General features: G+C 39.0%; 17 protein-coding genes and 5 pseudogenes. 6 read left to right on the top strand and 16 right to left on the bottom strand.

The features are described 5' to 3' along the window. Nucleotides 1-219: 219 nt before the first annotated feature. Nucleotides 220-936, bottom strand: coding sequence for a 3-ketoacyl-ACP reductase (locus tag BTW01_RS09875; RefSeq protein ID WP_162102802.1), 717 nt, complete (start codon nt 934-936; stop codon nt 220-222). A gap of 151 nt (nt 937-1,087) precedes the next feature. On the opposite strand from BTW01_RS09875, the gene BTW01_RS09870 reads away from it, so the two are divergent. Both BTW01_RS09870 and BTW01_RS18455 read left to right on the top strand, forming a co-directional pair. Next, a complete protein-coding gene (locus BTW01_RS09870; protein WP_162102801.1) occupies nt 1,088-1,393 on the top strand; it encodes a DUF948 domain-containing protein in 306 nt (101 codons plus the stop codon). 72 nt (nt 1,394-1,465) lie between these two features. Then, nucleotides 1,466-1,604 (top strand): annotated as a pseudogene (locus BTW01_RS18455) (hypothetical protein); the annotation flags it as partial. Nucleotides 1,605-1,858: 254 nt separating this feature from the next. Here BTW01_RS18455 and BTW01_RS09865 read toward each other — a convergent pair. The 6 genes and pseudogenes from BTW01_RS09865 to BTW01_RS09840 form a co-directional block, all read right to left on the bottom strand. Then, complete coding sequence (locus tag BTW01_RS09865; RefSeq protein WP_162102800.1) at nt 1,859-2,218, bottom strand: hypothetical protein; 360 nt, start codon at nt 2,216-2,218, stop codon at nt 1,859-1,861. 432 nt (nt 2,219-2,650) lie between these two features. Beyond that, nucleotides 2,651-3,643: an ABC transporter permease gene (locus BTW01_RS09860; RefSeq protein ID WP_162102799.1), complete on the bottom strand. Its 993-nt coding sequence runs from the start codon at nt 3,641-3,643 to the stop codon at nt 2,651-2,653. Further along, entirely contained in the window at nt 3,637-4,383 is a 747-nt protein-coding gene (locus tag BTW01_RS09855) for an ABC transporter permease (RefSeq protein WP_162102798.1), read from the bottom strand. The genes BTW01_RS09860 and BTW01_RS09855 overlap by 7 nt, the downstream gene beginning before the upstream one ends. Nucleotides 4,384-4,392: 9 nt before the next feature. After that, the gene (locus BTW01_RS09850; protein ID WP_162102797.1) at nt 4,393-5,331 is read right to left on the bottom strand and encodes an ABC transporter ATP-binding protein; all 939 of its coding nucleotides are present in this window, start codon (nt 5,329-5,331) and stop codon (nt 4,393-4,395) included. 13 nt (nt 5,332-5,344) lie between these two features. Next, a complete protein-coding gene (locus tag BTW01_RS09845) occupies nt 5,345-5,896 on the bottom strand; it encodes a MarR family winged helix-turn-helix transcriptional regulator (protein ID WP_162102796.1) in 552 nt (183 codons plus the stop codon). Nucleotides 5,897-6,478: 582 nt separating this feature from the next. Beyond that, nucleotides 6,479-6,893 (bottom strand): annotated as a pseudogene (locus tag BTW01_RS09840) (UPF0715 family protein). Between the two features lie 342 nt (nt 6,894-7,235). On the opposite strand from BTW01_RS09840, the gene BTW01_RS09835 reads away from it, so the two are divergent. Next, the gene (locus BTW01_RS09835; RefSeq protein WP_162102795.1) at nt 7,236-7,487 is read left to right on the top strand and encodes a YozQ family protein; all 252 of its coding nucleotides are present in this window, start codon (nt 7,236-7,238) and stop codon (nt 7,485-7,487) included. A gap of 190 nt (nt 7,488-7,677) precedes the next feature. Continuing rightward, nucleotides 7,678-9,129: a 4-hydroxyphenylacetate 3-monooxygenase, oxygenase component gene (gene hpaB / locus BTW01_RS09830; protein WP_162102794.1), complete on the top strand. Its 1,452-nt coding sequence runs from the start codon at nt 7,678-7,680 to the stop codon at nt 9,127-9,129. Nucleotides 9,130-9,178: 49 nt separating this feature from the next. Here the strand turns inward: hpaB and BTW01_RS09825 are convergent, their stop codons facing one another. Continuing rightward, nucleotides 9,179-9,877, bottom strand: a complete 699-nt coding sequence (locus BTW01_RS09825) for an expansin EXLX1 family cellulose-binding protein (protein ID WP_162102793.1) — start codon at nt 9,875-9,877, stop codon at nt 9,179-9,181. 239 nt (nt 9,878-10,116) lie between these two features. Further along, complete coding sequence (locus BTW01_RS09820) at nt 10,117-10,794, bottom strand: YoaK family protein (RefSeq protein WP_162102792.1); 678 nt, start codon at nt 10,792-10,794, stop codon at nt 10,117-10,119. Nucleotides 10,795-10,951: 157 nt separating this feature from the next. On the opposite strand from BTW01_RS09820, the gene BTW01_RS09815 reads away from it, so the two are divergent. Next, nucleotides 10,952-11,989: a polysaccharide lyase family 1 protein gene (locus BTW01_RS09815; RefSeq protein WP_162102791.1), complete on the top strand. Its 1,038-nt coding sequence runs from the start codon at nt 10,952-10,954 to the stop codon at nt 11,987-11,989. Between the two features lie 132 nt (nt 11,990-12,121). Here the strand turns inward: BTW01_RS09815 and BTW01_RS09810 are convergent, their stop codons facing one another. The 4 genes and pseudogenes from BTW01_RS09810 to BTW01_RS09800 all read right to left on the bottom strand — a co-directional run bounded on the left by BTW01_RS09810 (nt 12,122) and on the right by BTW01_RS09800 (nt 15,686). Continuing rightward, the gene (locus tag BTW01_RS09810; RefSeq protein ID WP_162102790.1) at nt 12,122-12,895 is read right to left on the bottom strand and encodes an acetoin reductase; all 774 of its coding nucleotides are present in this window, start codon (nt 12,893-12,895) and stop codon (nt 12,122-12,124) included. Nucleotides 12,896-13,358: 463 nt separating this feature from the next. Beyond that, nucleotides 13,359-13,584 (bottom strand): annotated as a pseudogene (locus BTW01_RS18450) (hypothetical protein). 314 nt (nt 13,585-13,898) lie between these two features. Next, entirely contained in the window at nt 13,899-15,077 is a 1,179-nt protein-coding gene (locus tag BTW01_RS09805) for an oxalate decarboxylase family bicupin (RefSeq protein ID WP_162102789.1), read from the bottom strand. A gap of 120 nt (nt 15,078-15,197) precedes the next feature. After that, nucleotides 15,198-15,686, bottom strand: a complete 489-nt coding sequence (locus BTW01_RS09800) for a DUF4944 domain-containing protein (protein ID WP_162102825.1) — start codon at nt 15,684-15,686, stop codon at nt 15,198-15,200. A 279-nt stretch (nt 15,687-15,965) separates the two neighbouring features. Between BTW01_RS09800 and BTW01_RS18690 the strand changes: the two are divergent. Then, nucleotides 15,966-16,201 (top strand): annotated as a pseudogene (locus BTW01_RS18690) (hypothetical protein); the annotation flags it as partial. Nucleotides 16,202-16,272: 71 nt separating this feature from the next. On the opposite strand, the pseudogene BTW01_RS09795 reads toward BTW01_RS18690, so the two are convergent. From BTW01_RS09795 to BTW01_RS09785, 3 genes and pseudogenes are all read right to left on the bottom strand, one after another. Beyond that, nucleotides 16,273-16,468: pseudogene (locus BTW01_RS09795) on the bottom strand (hypothetical protein); the annotation flags it as partial. Between the two features lie 72 nt (nt 16,469-16,540). After that, complete coding sequence (locus tag BTW01_RS09790) at nt 16,541-17,035, bottom strand: hypothetical protein (RefSeq protein ID WP_162102788.1); 495 nt, start codon at nt 17,033-17,035, stop codon at nt 16,541-16,543. A 50-nt stretch (nt 17,036-17,085) separates the two neighbouring features. After that, nucleotides 17,086-18,000 (bottom strand): VanW family protein, encoded by a 915-nt coding sequence (locus BTW01_RS09785; protein WP_162102787.1) that lies wholly within the window; start codon nt 17,998-18,000, stop codon nt 17,086-17,088. Between the last annotated feature and the right edge of the window lie 114 nt (nt 18,001-18,114).

Below are 18,114 nucleotides of genomic sequence, written 5' to 3'. Positions count from 1 at the left end.
TAAATTTTCAATTTTATATTATTGTCTTCCTTCTGAAAGTAAAGAATGTTATATCCAGTTATCTTGTATTCATTACATATAAGAGGAAAAGCAGAAAAATAAAATATCAAATGAACATTTAGTATATAGTTTTTTTAGTTCTATTATAACCTTTATTATCGTTATCTTCAATTTAAATGGATAATAAAAAAAGCTTGTCGCATGACAAGCTTCTCATTTTTACGGATTTGTTGACCATAATCCAGCTGTTTTAATGAAAATTCGCGGATCTAATTTCAATTGTGCCACCATGTATTCAGCAAGATCCTCTGGCTGCATGACCTTTTCAGGATTACCGTCTGTTAGGTTCAATTCAATAGACATATCACTAGCGACAGTACTTGGTGTTAACGCGCTGACTCTGATATTATGTTTTCTCACTTCTTGCATAAGAGACTCAGTTAATCCGAGAACAGCAAACTTAGATGCACTGTAAGCACTTGTCGCAGCTGCTCCTCTTTGGCCTGCTGTAGATGAAATATTAATAATGTCTCCGGCTTTGCGTTCGATCATTTCTGGAAGCACCGCGCGAGTGACATGGTACACACCCATTAGGTTGACTTGCATAATATTTTCCCATTCATCAGCAGACAGATCTAAGAAACCGCCAAATTTGCTGATGCCTGCGTTATTAATGAGGATATCGATATCTCCAAGCTGTTCCTTCACTTGAGCTACAGCTTGGTTAACCTCCTCGGCATTTTTTACATCTGCAGTGGCAAATGCTGCTTTTACACCAAGAGCTTTGACTTCTTCAGCCACTTTTTCAACATTTGCCGCAGTCCGGCCAATTAATCCGATATTCACGCCTTCTTTCGCAAGCGCAAGAGCGGTAGCACGGCCGATCCCTCTGCCTCCGCCTGTGATAAGAGCGGTTTTCTTTTGTAAATTTTGCAATTGAAGCACCCTTTCTTTGTTTCATATGTACGATATCACATTATAAGTAGAATAAGTCCAATACGCAAATCAAACGAACTGAAAGAACATCATTCTTCTGGTTAAAAAAGCGGAAACAGGGTAATGACATAAGAAAAGGAGTGAATAACATATGGTTATTGTGTATATCAGCATCGCAGTATTGGCTGTTTCAGTTATTTTCTTAGGGATTAATGTACTTCAAAATAAGAAAAAATTTGATCCCGCACTAAAGGAAATCACCTCTGTTACACAGGCAATGCAAAAACAAGTTGATGCATTAAAAATGGAAGCAGATCTGCTAACGCAAAAACAAAAGAGGATTCAGCAGGATGTGCAAATGAAAAAAAACGTCATCAAACAAACAGCAGTTGAAGTGAAAGAAGTTCCTCAAGCAGTCAAAGAAGCGTGGCAGGCAGGACATTTACATCACAGATAAAGAGAATGATATCCCGTTGTTACGACCAGAATGAACAATGGGATATTATTTTTTGAGGAGGCTTACAACACGATGATAAACCGCAGCTGTTTAGACAAGTTCGCAGAGAAACTGCCTTCTCTCCCTTTTTCTCTTACAAAATCTTACTTACTGATTCATTTCGTCTCCATCAGGAAAACGAATCTATTATTCACCTCATAATGAATATATCAAATGAATGAACAAATCCTTTCTTTATCTGCATGCACTCCCCCGTCCTTTTCACACACAGTCATCTTGGTGACTGCGCCTGTATGCACACATGTATACTAGCAAAATAAACACGTACAAGACCTGAAACTCGCTGGCCTAACCTTAGGTCAGCGAGTTCTTGAGGCAACAGCCAGCCTCTAACACCTACTCCAGTACAGGACAGTGAATGCTAACCAGCCTGATAGAACACATCACAACATATGGTCATGAGGCTTATTCTTTTTCTTGCTCCGCATGAATAATCTGCGATGTACCAATGGTTTGGCCTGAAGAATTCAATGCTTTCACCTGAATATATGGCCCAATCGAATGAACAAGAATAACTGTCTCGAATCCGGTTCGAGGAGCGTCCGTTACCACCTCAGACAATTTGTTAGGTTTTCGACCAGCTAACACTTGCCAGGCTGCAGTTTCAGTTGAACCGTTCCATGATGCATAAACAATGGCTGCATCTTCACGCAATGGATTTACAGCAATGCTGGGCGGATAAAGCGACAAGCCTACCCATTTATTCTTAAACGCCCTATAAGAAGGATTTTGATCCGGAAACTGCATATCATATAACAAATTCAACGAAGGATCTTTTTCACTATTACCGGCACTCCTATATTCCGAAAGATACGGTTCCTGCCCCCATCCAATGGAACATTACAAGAGCCTTCATCACTACAGCAAGAAGTCACTGCAAAACAACAATATACTGTTCAGTACAAGCAGAAACAGGTCTAACACATAACAAATTTGTAATCGTGATCACAATGCCAATTGACAACTCAACAAGATGAAGTGATTTTTGCCAGCGACGATAGTGGCTATGGCCAGTTGCATGCAACAGCAAACAAGATCAGTGAAGCTGCACCCGATTCTTGATCAGATTTCACCTCTAAACTTTTATAACATAATGATTGATACAACATAATCATACCCACTATAGCTAACAAAAAGAAACATAAACAACAAGTGAAAAAGATGCACAGAAACCTGTACATCTCATGTTCATCTTCACTATTCATAAATCCCTTTAATAGTCCTTCTTCTTGTGATAAAACCTCCAAGGAAACAAAACACAGCCGAGCACATCAAAATATAAACAACTTGAGTTTTGTATTCCCACATTGTATGTCCCATTTCTACCCCGTGAATAAAAGTCATATACGCTTGTTGCGGCAGTATCGCACAAAGCGTATTCAACAATGGATGATGCGGAGCAAAAGAAAGAAAACAGCCTGATAATACACATGTGACCACACTGATACCGCTTGACACCAAACTGATGTTTCGGCCAAGAACAGAAGCCATAAAGATAGCAAATCCTGTTGCAAGCATGATTAGAACACCCAGTAGCCCAGCAAGAATGTCCAAACGGAAACCAATTTCAGCATGGAAGAATACTTTTGTAATCACGATAGCTAAGTAAGTGGGTATGTATAAGCATAAAAACGTAAAGATAAACTGCGCAAGCAAATATTTCCCCACATGTATGGGAGAGACTAAAATCCTACTAAAGGTTTTGAGCATCCGGTCTTCTGGATATAACGAAGCTAATGCCACCCCTTGCATCAATACAAGCATTACGATAAAGCCTAATATATTCGTTCCTATTCCTCTTTCAGTCCTTAATTCGTCCTCTCCCATGTAGTTGTCTGGCATCTTTCCAGTCTCGAAAAATTGCTGAATCATTTTTTGATCCGCTTTACTTTTTAAAGTCGTCACGTTGTAATCACGGTCATTTTTTTCGACGATAGCCGCATATTTACCTAATATTAAATCTGAAAATTTCGGCTTTTGATGTACCGCCACTACCCTAAATGCATAATTACTCGGTGTATGCTTCACGTCGTCCTTCTCTGGTACAAAAGCAATCGTTTCTTTGAAAATCGGCTTTCCGGAAAACATAATCGCAACACCAATCATCAGAGGGATAATGATCACGGCAATGATGATAATCGCTTTTTTTCTCAAGGTTCTCTCCCACCTGTTTTGAAATAAATTCAGCATACATATCCCTCCGGCTTATTTACAACATGCGAAAAGGAAATACAAATGATAGAAGCCAACAATAGTCCTGACATAACAGGCAGCAGCATACTGAAATCATGATCATAAATAATACGAAATGAACATTCTGTTACCCATTTAATCGGAGAAATAAGAGATATGTTATCAACGATATCTCCAAATCTGTGAACACCGAAAAATACACCACCAAAGAAAACGAAAAATGCTATTGGAATTTGCATAATGCCGTTCGCCTGTTCTTCATTTTTAAACAAACAGCAAAACATTGTGCCAAAACTGCAGCCGAAAAATAAAAACATATACAATAAGAGCATGAGATAGGGAAGATGTTGTCCGCCAAAGTTCAAATGAAACATTGTCTGGGCGATCAACACATTCAAACTGTACATGATGACACTGAATATCCAGGTTGATAATAATTTAGAAAGATAGATATCGGTTGTCGAAACGGGCGCATATACAATACGGAGGTTCGCTTTCTTCACCTTTTCCTCCATAAACGTATTAGAGGCCGTCATAGCGATCAGTGTTGCTGCAAAAATCATCATATTCACTCCGTAATAATCATACGAACTGACCACGCCTGCTCCAAAGCTGTTTTTTGTCACAAAGCCCATAACTAAAATGAGAACGAAAGGAAAGGCCGTATTGGCTATTACAAGAACCCGATTCCTTATAATATTCATAAAATCAAAGGTTATCAATTTAAATAAACTCACTTTGCTCACCTAATCTCTTAAATTTCTGCCTGTAAGCTCTAAAAATACTATTTCTAACGATGCCTCTTGTTTGTTCATGTTTAGAATGTTGCATCCTTGAGCACCCAATTCTGCTATGATTTCACTCAAATGATCTTGGTTCTGCTGAACGGTTACTTTTAGTTGATGGTCAGAGAAATCAATTCCTGTCACTCCTTTGACTCCTCTAATTGAGTTTTTATTTAATTGTTGAACATGTGATAACTGAAAAGCGTATGTTATTTCTTTATTCACTTTTCTATACAGTTCTTCTTTTGTACCATTAGCAATGATTTTCCCTTCATTCATGATCATAATACGATCTGCAATAGCTTCGACTTCTTCCATATAGTGTGTCGAGTAAATAATGCTCGCACCTTTTGATCTCAGATTTTTTATCGATTCCAAAATGTGATGCCGGGATTGCGGATCGATTCCTACTGTGGGCTCGTCCATGATAATTAATTTCGGCTGATGGGCAATGGCGCACGCAATGTTTAATCTTCTTTTCATTCCGCCTGAAAACGTCTTAGGTTTGTCATCTTTCCGGTCATATAGCTGTACAAGTTCCAAAGCCTCTTTGACTCGGGTTTTCAGTTCCTCTCCTTTAAGAGAATAAAGACTCGCAAAAAAACGAACATTTTTCTCAGCTGAAATTTCCTCGTAAATCGCGATATCTTGAGGCACAATCCCAATGCCTTTCTTCATTTCCTTTGACCTTTTTTTCACGTTGTGGCCTAATATTGTCACATTACCGGAACTGGCTGACAATACCCCGGATAATATATGAATGGTTGTGCTTTTCCCTGCACCATTTGGGCCTAGTAAGCCAAGCACTTCTCCCTCTCTCACTTCAAACGAAATCCCATTTACTGCTGTTTTGTTTCCGTACTGCATTTTCAAATCTTCTACCGACGCCACGATATTCATACATTTCTCCTTTTTACATTCTTCGTTTTGAGAATTCCTGCAATAAATTTGTTTTCAAGTGATCTTGATTTTGTTCAATGTCAAAATTAGCAGCGTCATCTTCAAAACCATCCTGTTCTTCTCCGTCGAAACTGTATAGTTTCTTCAATAAAACCCACAACGTTTCCAGTTCTTCTGTAGAAAACCCTTTAAATAGATCTGCCATAAAGTAAACTGCTTTTTCCCCGCATGCCTCCAGGACGAGCTTACCCAAATCTGTAATCTTCACATTAACCGCTCGTTTGTCGCGTTTACTCGGTACAGTCATAACATAACCTCTTTTTTCAATGCCGCTGACAAGTCTATTAATGTTTTGTTTTGAAGTGCCTAATTTTTTTGCTATGTTATTAAATGTCGTTTCCTCTTCCGGTAAATGCAGTATGGCAACCATCGTCATAAATTGTCTTGACGTTAAACTTTCATAATAATCATCCCCGCGTGATTGGATTTTGTTTAAAACAGAAAAAAGTGTAGCGTAAGACTGTTGCATTAAAAATAAATCTTTCAGTTCTTTAGAGCAATCCACGATGTTCCCTCCTGTATAGACAATATATTGTCTATATAATCATAACACTTCTAATATAATTGTCAACATGCTGTCTATTTTCCTGGGGGTATTCCTATTCCTCGGCAATTCAAACAATAATTACGTACTGATCAATATGAAAAGAGGTTCTGTAAAAGAATCTTTCCGCTCCTCATTGAAGATCTGATTGAAGAAGAAAAAATCGCGACAGTTTCAGTCTAAACACCAAAGACGAAAAGCGCCCTGGAACAGGACGCTTTCTGACTAAGATGCATATTGAGTAAACGAATCCTCCTGTACTGCTTTTCCTCATGACAGCACTCAAAAAAGATAAAGGACTGCAAAAAACCAAATACCTTGCGCCTCGAGGAAACCGATAACAGCCCAGCGAGTGCGCAGGATCGATAAACGCTGATAAATCTGCAGATAAGTTCACTACAAACACGGCTGATCCTTTGCCTTTTCTGACACTGTCGGCCATCAATCCCACTGGAAATCGCTTTTAAATTCACCACCAATATTCTTGCAATGTCCTAAATGAATTTCACCATATTCCTCCAAATTCAGTTTCCCTGATTTGCTTTATACGCCGGATGCTATACGCTTATAAAGAATTAGCGAATCCCAAAACCAGTAGATCAGTGCAGCTATAATACTTACCATATAATAAAAGTACGATTGCAATGCCCATGCTATTGACTCAGGATAACCGATAACAAAAAGCAGGAAAGCTGCGATAAAAGCAATGACAATGGACAATGTAAATCAATAGATGCATGACATTGAATGTTTTCGCTTTTTTCTGCAATATCATTTGCAGCGGAAAAGCAAAAAGGCCATACATCACAACGCCGTATAAGAAAGCAATGGCTGACGTAATCAATGCAATGATCAAATCGCCAAACATAATAAAAAAAGAACATCCTCCAAAAATTAAACCAAACGTAAGGCTGGACAGCCCTAATGTCATTACATAATATGCTGCAGTGCTTTTCATTTTTTCACCTTCCTGTTTGATTAATTCATTTCTAAACCTTTGTATTTCTTTCATCAAGTTGTCTACCCCAACATGCCATACGCCATGCGCTACTAGAAGGTTTCAAACATGACGTTCTTTTTATTAAATAATATGACTGGTATGAAGATGCCTCTTTTGATCGACAAAACCGCGAATGAAAAAAGTGAATGAATACCTGCCTAACAGACAGAATAAAAGAGGTGATATTCAACACTTTTCGTAAAGGAGTGAAACAAACAGGAAAATTAGGTAAAGGCGATCTAAAACAATGAAATACGTTTTATACCCGCACTAAAAATTCAATAACCTGGAGGAAGTAAAGTGACTCAAAAAAATGAAGCCGACAGACCTGATGATTATAAAAGATTTTCTTCAATAGGCAAGGAAGATGATGTTCAACAAAATGCAAAAACTGAAAGTCATAACAGAAGCGACACCACGGATGTGGCCGGACGATATTTTGATCCCTCGGATTATAAAGGAACCACGCAATTAGAAAAAGGGTTGGCTGAAACTCATGAACAAGTCAGTGATGATTATTTTGAAGGAACGATCGATCAAAATCTAGACTAGTATTCAAGCGGAGCTGACTTGACAGAAGGCAGTTAGTTCCGTTTTAAATTCACCTCAGTAAAATCTATGGGAGCTATCAAATAGTAAAACAGATTAAAAAAGGCTTTTCCTATCTCAAATTGGCTGAACAGGCAGTTCTTTCGAAAATATAATGATCATACGCAGCATATTTGAAGGAGCGAAACGTCAAATGGGGATTATCAATGGAAAAGAATTCATTGACCGATTGAACAAACTAGAAAACGAAATTTGGTATGATGGCAAAAAAATAGAGGGTAACATTTCTGAACATCCTGCGTTTAAAGGAATTATCAAAACAAAAAGCTCTCTTTATGATTTGCAAACGAAAGATGAGTTCATAAACGAAATGACTTATCGTCTTTCTGGAGATTATGAGCGAATTGGTCTTTCCTATCTCCAGCCTAAAACCAAGAGCGATTTGAGTAAAAGAAGGAAGATGATTGAACAGTGGGCTAGACATACTCACGGAATGATGGGGAGAAGTCCGGATTATATGAATACGGTGATGATGAGCTTTGCATCATCAGCAGAGCTTTTACGAGAAAAAGAGAATTGCTTTCCGGAACACATACTAAACTTGTATCAGAAAGCCGCTAAAAACGACCTTTCCTTTACCCATACATTCATTACCCCCCAAGTGAACCGGTCACAGTCCTATTTTGGAATCAGTGAAAAGCCGATATCAGCTAAAGTCATTGATAGAACGGAAAAAGGATTGATCATTCAAGGCGCACGTCTGCTTGCAACTCAAGGTGGATTAACTGATGAAATCTTGGTTTTTTCGGCACCAAAATTTTATTTTGAAAAGGATGAAGCCTTTGCTTTTTCGATTCCCTCTAATACAAAGGGTGTCAAATTCATCACAAGAGAATCATTTGTATTAAGCGAGTCGACCTTTAATCATCCCTTAAGCTCAAGATATGAAGAAATGGATTCAATCGTCGTTTTTGATCACGTGTTGGTACCCTGGAATCGTGTGTTTTTTTACGATAATGTTGAAGCAGCTAATGATTTTATGGCGAAAAGCTCTTTTCATGCCTTTACCTTTCATCAGGTCGTCATTAGGCAAATGGTCAAAATTGAATTTCTATTAGGAGTTGCACAGCTTCTGGTCGACACCATTAATGTGTCTGAATATCAGCATATACAAGAAAAGCTCTCCGAAATCATTGTCGGATTGGAGACAATCAAAGCACTCATTGACAAATCAGAAAATGACGCACAATTAGATGAAGCCGGCTATATGCGTCCCAGTTTAATTCCTCTTCAAGTCATCAGTACAATCATTCCAACTCTATATCCTCGTTTCACTGAAATTATTCAGTTAATTGGTGCCAGCGGAATGGTAACGCTGCCGACAGAAAACGCGTTTGACTCAGAGATTTCGGAAGATCTTGACCAATACCTTCAAGCAGTCAATACAAATGCTTTTGAGCGTGTGAAAATATTCCGGTTAGCGTGGGATATAACGATGAGTTCCTTCGGCACAAGGCAAACTCACTATGAAAGATACTTTTTCGGGGATCCTATTCGGATTTCAAGCAGACTGTATACCAGCTATCCCAAGCAGCAGCATGTGAACATGATTAAAACATTTCTGCAAGGAGACGCTGATAATTGATATCTGTTTATATGAAAAAACAGCGGGAAAAGTCCGCTGTTTCGTATTTTCATTCTGGAAATTGCACATGCCCCGGCACTGTATATGCTTTTGACGTTCCGCTTTCAGGCAGTTTCGGAATGGTGTCTTTCACCACTTTCCCCCTGATATCGGTCATTCTGATTTTGAGAGAACCAGCCCCTAAATGAGTGCCGGAAAAATGGTTATAGTCCATTTTTTCCATGTTGATCCACTTGCCATTCTTTTCATATTCCATTTTCATAACAGGATACTTGTGATTTCTGACTTGAATTGCAGCCCACCATCTGCTGCTGCCCTCTTTGACCCGGTACGTGAAATCACCGGTGATTGGAGCTTTGACAACACGCCATTTAATGTTGATTTTTCCGTCTTTCATATCACCAATTTTCCGAAAAGCATTCGGTGACAGATCAAGAGCTCCGCGAGCGCCTTCAGGATACAGATCGGTTGCGTAAACAATTGTTTTTCCTTTTGGACCTTCAACTTCCAAATAAGAGCCTGCAAGTGCCGCTTTCACTCCCCCGTAATTGAGATCTGCCGGATTAATTGCGGTAATCTCCATATCGGAAGGAATTGGATCCAGCAAGAATGCTCCTCCTGAATAACCTGACCCCGTATACGTTGCATAGCCTTCATGCAGGTCATCATATGCGGCCAAAGCTTGCGGAGAAAAACAAAGGATCATCAACAAAACCATACCCACAATTGCACTGAGATTCTTTTTCATACATGTCCTCCTCAATTCAGACTTTAAATGAGAATCATTTTCATCATAAGTCTCAATCACCTTCATTGAAAGAGGACATAGATTCATAGATTATGTAAGGCAGATTCATCACACATAGGCAGTTTTTTCAAAAAGATACAACGAATGAACGCACATACCTACCAGACGAAATTCTTATTTTGCATTTCTGAATAGCATCCGCATAACCATAAACAAAATAAATGAGCTGTTTGCAGCTCTTATTTTTCCCCGCTCAGTTTTAACTTAGCTGTCATCATGATGCCAAATATCAGCACGATCGGAACCCAAATAATGACGTTATGAAAATCAGGATTAGCCAAAGCTACAATAAAAGCCCCAAGGCAATAAAAGACAACCGCCAGCGCTCTTAACACAGTATCTCTTAAAAATGTTTTCTTCTTTTTCTTAAAAAATAATCGATTGGACAAATCTTCTAATAGAGAAGCCAGTGTTCCCGTTAACACAATTGAAGTAATACCTGCGACTCCCAACTTTTTGGCTGCCATTGTTTGCATTCCCATGGAAATGCTTAAGAGAATAATAAGAATGTATACAGGAACAAAAGCCGAATAAAAAGAAAGACAAGAAAAGACAAATAAAATAAATGCTTCAACTGCCAACGCTTTAGTAACAGCAGGAGGCCAAAGGGTGTTTTCTGCCTTTCCGACAATCAGTGTCGAAATCATCACACCGCTTATAAATCCGATTAGCGCGATCAATGAATGAAAAACTGTAGCCTCAAGGGATTTGCCGATTCCTAACCCCAGCAATACAATATTCCCAGTCATATTCGCCGTAAACACATGTCCAAGGCTAAGATAGCCGATTACATCCACGATTCCAGCTGTTAAACATAAAAGAATAAGCAGGCTGTTTCGGTAAGTTGCTGCAGTCAATGGCGCATCAACCCTTTCTTCTGTTTTCAATTGTTAGTATGTCTTTTAGCGCAGTTTGTATATTTATAAATTAGGAAAATAGAAACTACCAAATACTACCATTTTATGAAATGATAATCTTCACAAGGAAATGATTACATTAGAAAGGAAGCGTATGATGAAACGATTTTGTTTATGGTTCGCAGTGTTCAGTTTGTTATTGGTTCTCTTGCCTGAAAAAACGTTTGGAGCCGTTGATTTTCCAAATACCTCTACGAATGGCCTCTTAGGATTTGCTGGAAATGCTAAAAATGAAAAAGGAATGTCTAAAGCGAGCACAACGGGCGGAAAAAATGGTCAGATTGTTTACATTCAAAGTGTAAATGATTTAAAGACACATCTAGGAGGAGCCGCTCCGAAAATTTTAGTCCTTCAAAATAATCTTACCACATCTTCAAAAACAACAGTCACCATTGGCTCAAATAAAACACTCGTAGGCTCTTACGCGAAAAAAACGTTGAAAAACATTTTTCTCACAACTTCACCTTCCTCCGAAAACGTTATTTTTCAAAACCTGACTTTTGAACACAGTCCGCAGATTAACGGAAATAACGATATCCAGCTTTATTTAGATTCCGGTATCAACTATTGGATTGATCACGTCACATTCTCAGGTCACAGCTATAGTGCAAGCGGCAATGATTTGGACAAACTTCTGTATATCGGAAAATCGGCAGATTATATCACCATCAGCAACTCAAAATTTGCGAATCATAAATATGGCTTGATTTTAGGATATCCAGATGATTCGCAGCATCAATATGACGGCTATCCCCACATGACAATCGCCAACAATTACTTTGAAAACTTATATGTAAGAGGCCCAGGTCTCATGAGATACGGTTATTTTCATGTTAAAAACAATTACAGCAACAACTTTAACCAGGCGATCACGATTGCCACAAAAGCAAAAATATATTCCGAATATAATTATTTTGGAAAAGGCAGTGAAAAAGGCGGTATCCTCGATGACAAAGGCACAGGTTATTTTAAGGATACAGGCAGCTATCCATCTCTCAACAAGCAAACCTCTCCACTGACTTTTTGGAATCCTTGGTCTCATTACAGCTACCGTGTGCAAACACCGGATTATACAAAAGAATTCGTTACGAAATATGCCGGATCACAAAGTACAACACTGGTATTTGGCTACTGATACAAAAGAGGCCTGCGTAAAACGCTCGGCCTCTTTTGTATGCTTACTTTTTTCAAGAAATCCCCTTCAAACAAAGCACCTTTTTTCACAAGAACTGCTTTATTATATCAGGCTCTCGCAAATATAAAGATATCATCTATATACCAGTCCGCCATCAGTTACTATCGCCTGACCAGTGATATAATCTGAAGCGTCTGAAGCTAAAAATGATACCAGATTGGCAACATCCTCAGGTGTTTGGTATCTCTTTAGAGCGATTTCAGAAGAAAATTTTTCAAAAGCTTCTCCCGGCTGTAGATCATCACTATGCTTCACCATTTCTTCATCTATTCTATCCCACATTTTTGTTTTTGCAACTCCGGGACAATATGCGTTCACTGTTATTTTATGCTTTGCCAGCTCTTTAGCAGCTGAATGTGTAAAAGATTTCACTGCATGTTTTGTCGCTGAATAGGCGCCCAGCATTTCAAATGACTCTTGTCCCGCTATACTGCATGCATTAATGATTTTACCCTTTGTGTTTTGTTTCATAAACTGGTCAGCGGCAGCTTGAGTGCCAAAAACAACTCCATTGACGTTAACCTGAAATAATTTATTCAGCTGTTCTTCTGTTATCTCCAAAAATGGGGAAACAGCTTCAATCCCCGCATTGTTAATAAAAACATCTAAACCGCCAAAGTGATCTACCGCTTCTTTAACCAAATTGAATTGGTCATCACGTTTTGATACATCACCCGTTACTCCAATCACTTGAAAGTGTTTCTCTTTAAAATCTGAAACCGTTTCATTCAGCAGTGTTTCATTAATATCATGCAGCACTACCTGAAAACCATCTTGGCATAGTCTCTCTGCGATGCTTCTTCCTAATCCTCCTGCAGAACCCGTAACGATTGCTGTCTTGGTCATAATTATTCCCCTTTCGCAATGAGTTATCGTGACTACACTTTTATTGTAACAAATCATGTTGTCTTTGCATCATTTGAACTGTAGAGACAAAAAAAGCTTGGCTCATTTGAAACAATAACCGATAAACCATCCTTTTGAAAACCGCCTGTTGCAAACACTGCCCATTCCAACCGAGCGTTTTTATGGATGGACATGACTTGATATCAAAACAAAATGCCGATCGCGGCAGTATATTTTTGTTTTCTTATGATAATGATGCATGTCAGGCTTCATTATTAGTGAATTTACACCTGAGCCGCTGATGAGTAGCATTGTGTTTTTTATTAGTATTACGTATTTTTTTGCTTAGTGCAGTTTTATTCTTTTGTATTGAAAATTTAGTACATAGATCATTTAGTTATTTAAAGGTTTACATCCCTTATTGATACTTTGCTATTCTTCAACAGCTAGAATGAAATTCGCTTCACTTTTCAGTTCTGTCAGAAAAATAACTGAACCACATTAAACTTATAAAACCTGTAGCACCTATGCTTGTAAAAATGATATAGGTCTATTGAAGTAATCCATCTATTTTTCCTCCTAAATCCTACACCTATGATGCCTAAAATTGTACTTACACTTATTATGTAATGTTTTGTCGCCGCTTGACTGTCAATCAAATTGAGATGTATTATCAGTCCATTAGCCATTGTCCCCGGATGGCAATGACACAAGAAACTGGATAGAAAAGTGAGTGATTTCATTCTCGACCTTCTTAAAGGCCATTTTCATTTTGCGTAATCAATAATAAAGACTACAGTTTTCGTTGTGTTAAAAATTGCGATCAGATAATGGTTATCATTTTCACGTATTCATTTTAAAGGCCGCAACATTCCTATTCAAGCAGAAAAACCCTATATAACATTTCTTACATAGGGATTTAACACGAGTTATCGTATTCTAATGATCATCCCGGCGCTTCACTTAATAAAAATTGAAAACGATTGTAGGACAGTTACCTTCTTTACATGTCAGGATATTTCACAACAGGCACTTTTTCCTTATGCAGGGAATCGAGCATGGCTGATCCTGCGTTCAAATTGCTTTGCACTAATTCTTTGGGCGTCAATGCCATCCACTGATTGAGCGACATGTCTGCATAGCGGTCACTTTTGAACATTTCTAAAAACCATAACGTTTCTGTGCCCGTGTTTTGTATATAGTGTCCTGCATTAGAAGGCACGTATCCAACGTCACCTGCTCTATAATCAAATGTACGGGCAGTCCCGTTGCCGGTAAACACTGTCATGCGTCCTTGTCCTGTCAGATAATACTGCCACTCATCACTGTTCGGATGCCAATGAAGCTCTCTCATCGCGCCGGGCTCTATCTGAACAAGTGCTGCCGCTATGTTTTTAGAAATCGGGAAGTTGGAAGAATCCACAATTCGCACGCTCCCGCCAGGCGTTTGAATGGGAGTTTGATTCAGCAACTCATATTTGAAGGTCAAGGGGACATTTCCGTAAGGTGACTGAATACCTTCACTGGCGACCGATTCCGGTACCTTCCCTTGATAGATATACACTTGTTCTGAAGGAATAGAGCGAAACGCATCCTCTGGGACACCAAAATTTGCAGCCAGAACATCTTTGGGCGTGTGTGCAAACCAATCTGAAATGCTTAACGTTGAAAACTCTGAAAAGTTTCCATCATCGAAGACGAGCAGAAACTCGCAATGTTCCAGGCCTTGAATCGAATGCGGAACTCCTGCGGGAAAGTACCAAAGATCGCCTGGACCGATATCAGCAATGAAATTTCGTCCCTCTTGATCAACTGCGGTAATGCGGGCACGTCCTAAAAGCATATAAGCCCATTCGGCTTGTTTATGCCAATGAAGTTCACGTACGCCTCCCGCAGTCAAGCTCATATTTACTCCTGCAAGTGCGGTCGAAATCGGCAGCTGCCTGACGGTGATTTCACGTGACCAGCCGCCATGATCTAATTTCATGGGAGCATCTGAAAATGAAAATCTCAAGTTTGGAATCATACCGTCATCTGTAACAGGCGGAACAAGTATATTCGGATTCTGAATATCCCGCATCACATTTCGTGGACCCGCGTCAATAGCTCCGGCTCCATCACTTCGAATAGGCTGCGGCACGTTTCTGCCTTCATGATTGTTTGGTTGTTTTCCCAACAGCAAGCACCTCATTTTAAAAATTTACAGGTTTTTATTCCAGCCTATGCAAGTTCTCATATTGCTGTGCCTAGAAACCTGGAAAAAAAAGTGACCACTTATGTGATCACCTGCTCATCAAATAAACTATTTTTTATACCATGGCTTCTGATGTAATTTGAGTTCTTCTGTTTGTCTTTTCTCGCCTGTCCTCCACTCAACTTTCGCCAAGATTTCATGCCCGACCACTTCCTCCTCAGGCATATAATCAAAGGTAGCAATGTGGTCTTCCATTTGCCCTCCATCTGGCAGTTCTTCACCAGTGTATTCTGACAAGTTATACTCCCCTACGTTATCATCTTGATACTTTCTGCCATCCACATACAGAGTAATTCTTTCAACTACCGTCTGTTTTTCATCCTTCTTACTCCCCTGCCAATACAGGTTAAAAAAATAATTCGGTCCAATTGATGTCTTTCCTGATTTTTCAAGATTAGAAACCCATAATCCGCTTTTGCCGCTGCCTTCATATTTCACTTTGTTTCCTGATATCATGACAAGGATTGATACAATACAGACTATCAAAAATACAGCAGCTATCAGCAGCCACCTTTTCATGTTTTTCTTTTTTTTCATGTTTGTTCTCACTTCCCTCATCCTTTTAGTAGGAAAATGAGGTCAAAATGTTACTGAAAAAGCCAATTCTTATTGAACGTAATCGGTGTGATTGCGACTGCGCTCAACAAGTAGTTGCTTTTCCACTAAACAAAAACGATAAAAACCATATGTTTAGGCTCACATGAATGTGAAAAATAAGATGATTACAATTGTGAACAGTATCAAAGAGAGAGATGAGTCTTGGCAGAAGCATATATACAAGTTAAGTTTGCGGATATAATGAGGTATGGGCACTTTCCGTGTTGCAATATGGAGTTTGGCTATAGGGAGGATCATGATATCAAATTGACATTATTGTAACTCCGGATCATTTAAGTGAGGCTGCATTTCACTTGTAAACAATAGAAAATTGCTCATCCTGAAGATATTCCAAAAGGTTTAAAAAAGGCGAATGCCTAACTTTTTTGATTTTAGTGAAACAATTAAAACACCTAAATCTTGACTTAGCAAACTTCGAAATAAAAGGTCTTTAACGGTTAACTGAGATGTTTTTTAATTATGCAACAGTCTGTAGCTATGCAAAACAAACTAAAATGTTGTTTTTTCTATTCATATTCAATAAAGACTTTGGTGTCATCAACAAACATTTCACTTCCATCGGATAAATGTACCCAAAAAGCTTCCTCTGGTTCCTCTCTATAGTCATAAATTGCAGTCACTTTGACGCTTGACTCATTTTTGATTGGTTTTCCCACTATTATTTTCGTTTTTTCCTCTGGCAAAGTAATCGATTTAATCATTCAAACCATCCTGTTCTCGTTATTTTGACTCTCTCCGCCCCTGTCCTTTCTCCTGAGGTGATTGTTCACAGCTCAATTAACGCCATCTTCGGTGAATGTAAAGGTTTGTTTTAAGCGCCGTCCCTCTTCTCCCTTTTGCGTCCACATAATCACAACTTCTAATTCAGATGACTTATCTGCCAGCATAAAATGGTTAAATCTCAATGGCGAGCGATTATTTAAACTTGCAGCTAAGGTTTTCTCATCCATTTTTTGCTGGACACAATTTTCACCAGGACATCTAAAAAGTGAAAACCTTGTAATTGAATGAGGGTCGTTTCTATACAATTCCACCTCCACCGCAGCTGCTTCTGCGCCTATGTTTTTGACTTCCAAGGAATATACATGATTTCTCCCTTCGTCACGTTTCGCAAAACCTTTCACTTTTTTTGCCTCACTCACTTCTACTGACCATTGTTCTGTTTTTTGTGTGATAGGCAGCACCGTAAAAGTAAGGGCGTGCGCTTTTAATTGAACAACATTCAAAGCAAATAACAGAACACACAAGGAAAATAATACCTTCTTCACTTCATTTATCCCTTCTTTCTTTTTTCATTAGATTGTCCAAGAAAAGTATTTTATTGCCGTTCAGCATGAATTTCTTTTGGGATTTGAGATGGTGCTTTAGGAACCTTTCTCAGTTTATTATTGATCACATCTGAAGAGTACAGCGTAACAATCATACTTCCTCCATATCGTTTGGCCCGAATGAGTATTGGCTGGTTATATTGATTTTGAAAGAGAAAGTCAGGACCTCCCCAGCTTACTGTTGCATCACGTCCTGGCGGAACATATGGCACGCTTCTTGTATGAGAATAGCGCTGAACGATTCGCAGCCCTGCACGGTCGACTGCATTAAATAGTGTTGATGATACTTGACAAATCCCTCCGCCGATCCCTTCCGACAGCTCACCTTTAACGATAATGGGCGCGCTCTTGTATCCTTTGTCCCGAGTTCTCATCCCTACAACTTGATTAAATGAAAATGTCTCATTAGGAAAAATAACATGATTATCAATCGCTTTTGCAGAAAGGGAAATATTGTGCGATCGGCTTTTATTATTTGAATTAAAATAAGTTACATACTGACCAAGCTGCTGCGTGCTGATGTGAGCAAGCAATTCGCTATCAACTTTTGGATAAATATTTAATTCCGGCACTTCTACTTGAGAAGAGCCTTGTCCATAGAAATAAGCATAAAACTTTTCCAGGAACGCCTGTTGATACAGCCTGTAACCAACCCTGCCCGGGGTAATGCTGCCATGATCGTTGAGTACAGCATTTATTGGCTCCCGGTACACTTGCTGATCCAACTGCTGGATGAATTTATCGTACTTTTCTCGATCAATCATTGGGGTACCTGGAAGAGGCATTGTAAAGTTTTCACGAGTGACAACAGAAATCGTCCGCCCTTGCTGTGTGATCGTTAAGCTGTCAGGCGGCTCGATCGGTTGAGCTAATAATAAAAGACCAGCAATCCAAATTTGTATCATCAGTGTACCTCCCGAGCATTAGTATGAACATGAGCCCTCCCTTTAATGTATTTCTTCCCATTTATTGTTTACACTTTTAAATGCCTTCCCTCAGCTGAGGGAAGACAGCATCGC

The organism is Bacillus sp. SKDU12, assembly GCF_010093085.1.
Classification (GTDB): domain Bacteria; phylum Bacillota; class Bacilli; order Bacillales; family Bacillaceae; genus Bacillus; species Bacillus mexicanus.
Note: the sequence above shows the minus strand (reverse complement) of the source record. Positions and strands in the feature narration are given on the sequence as shown.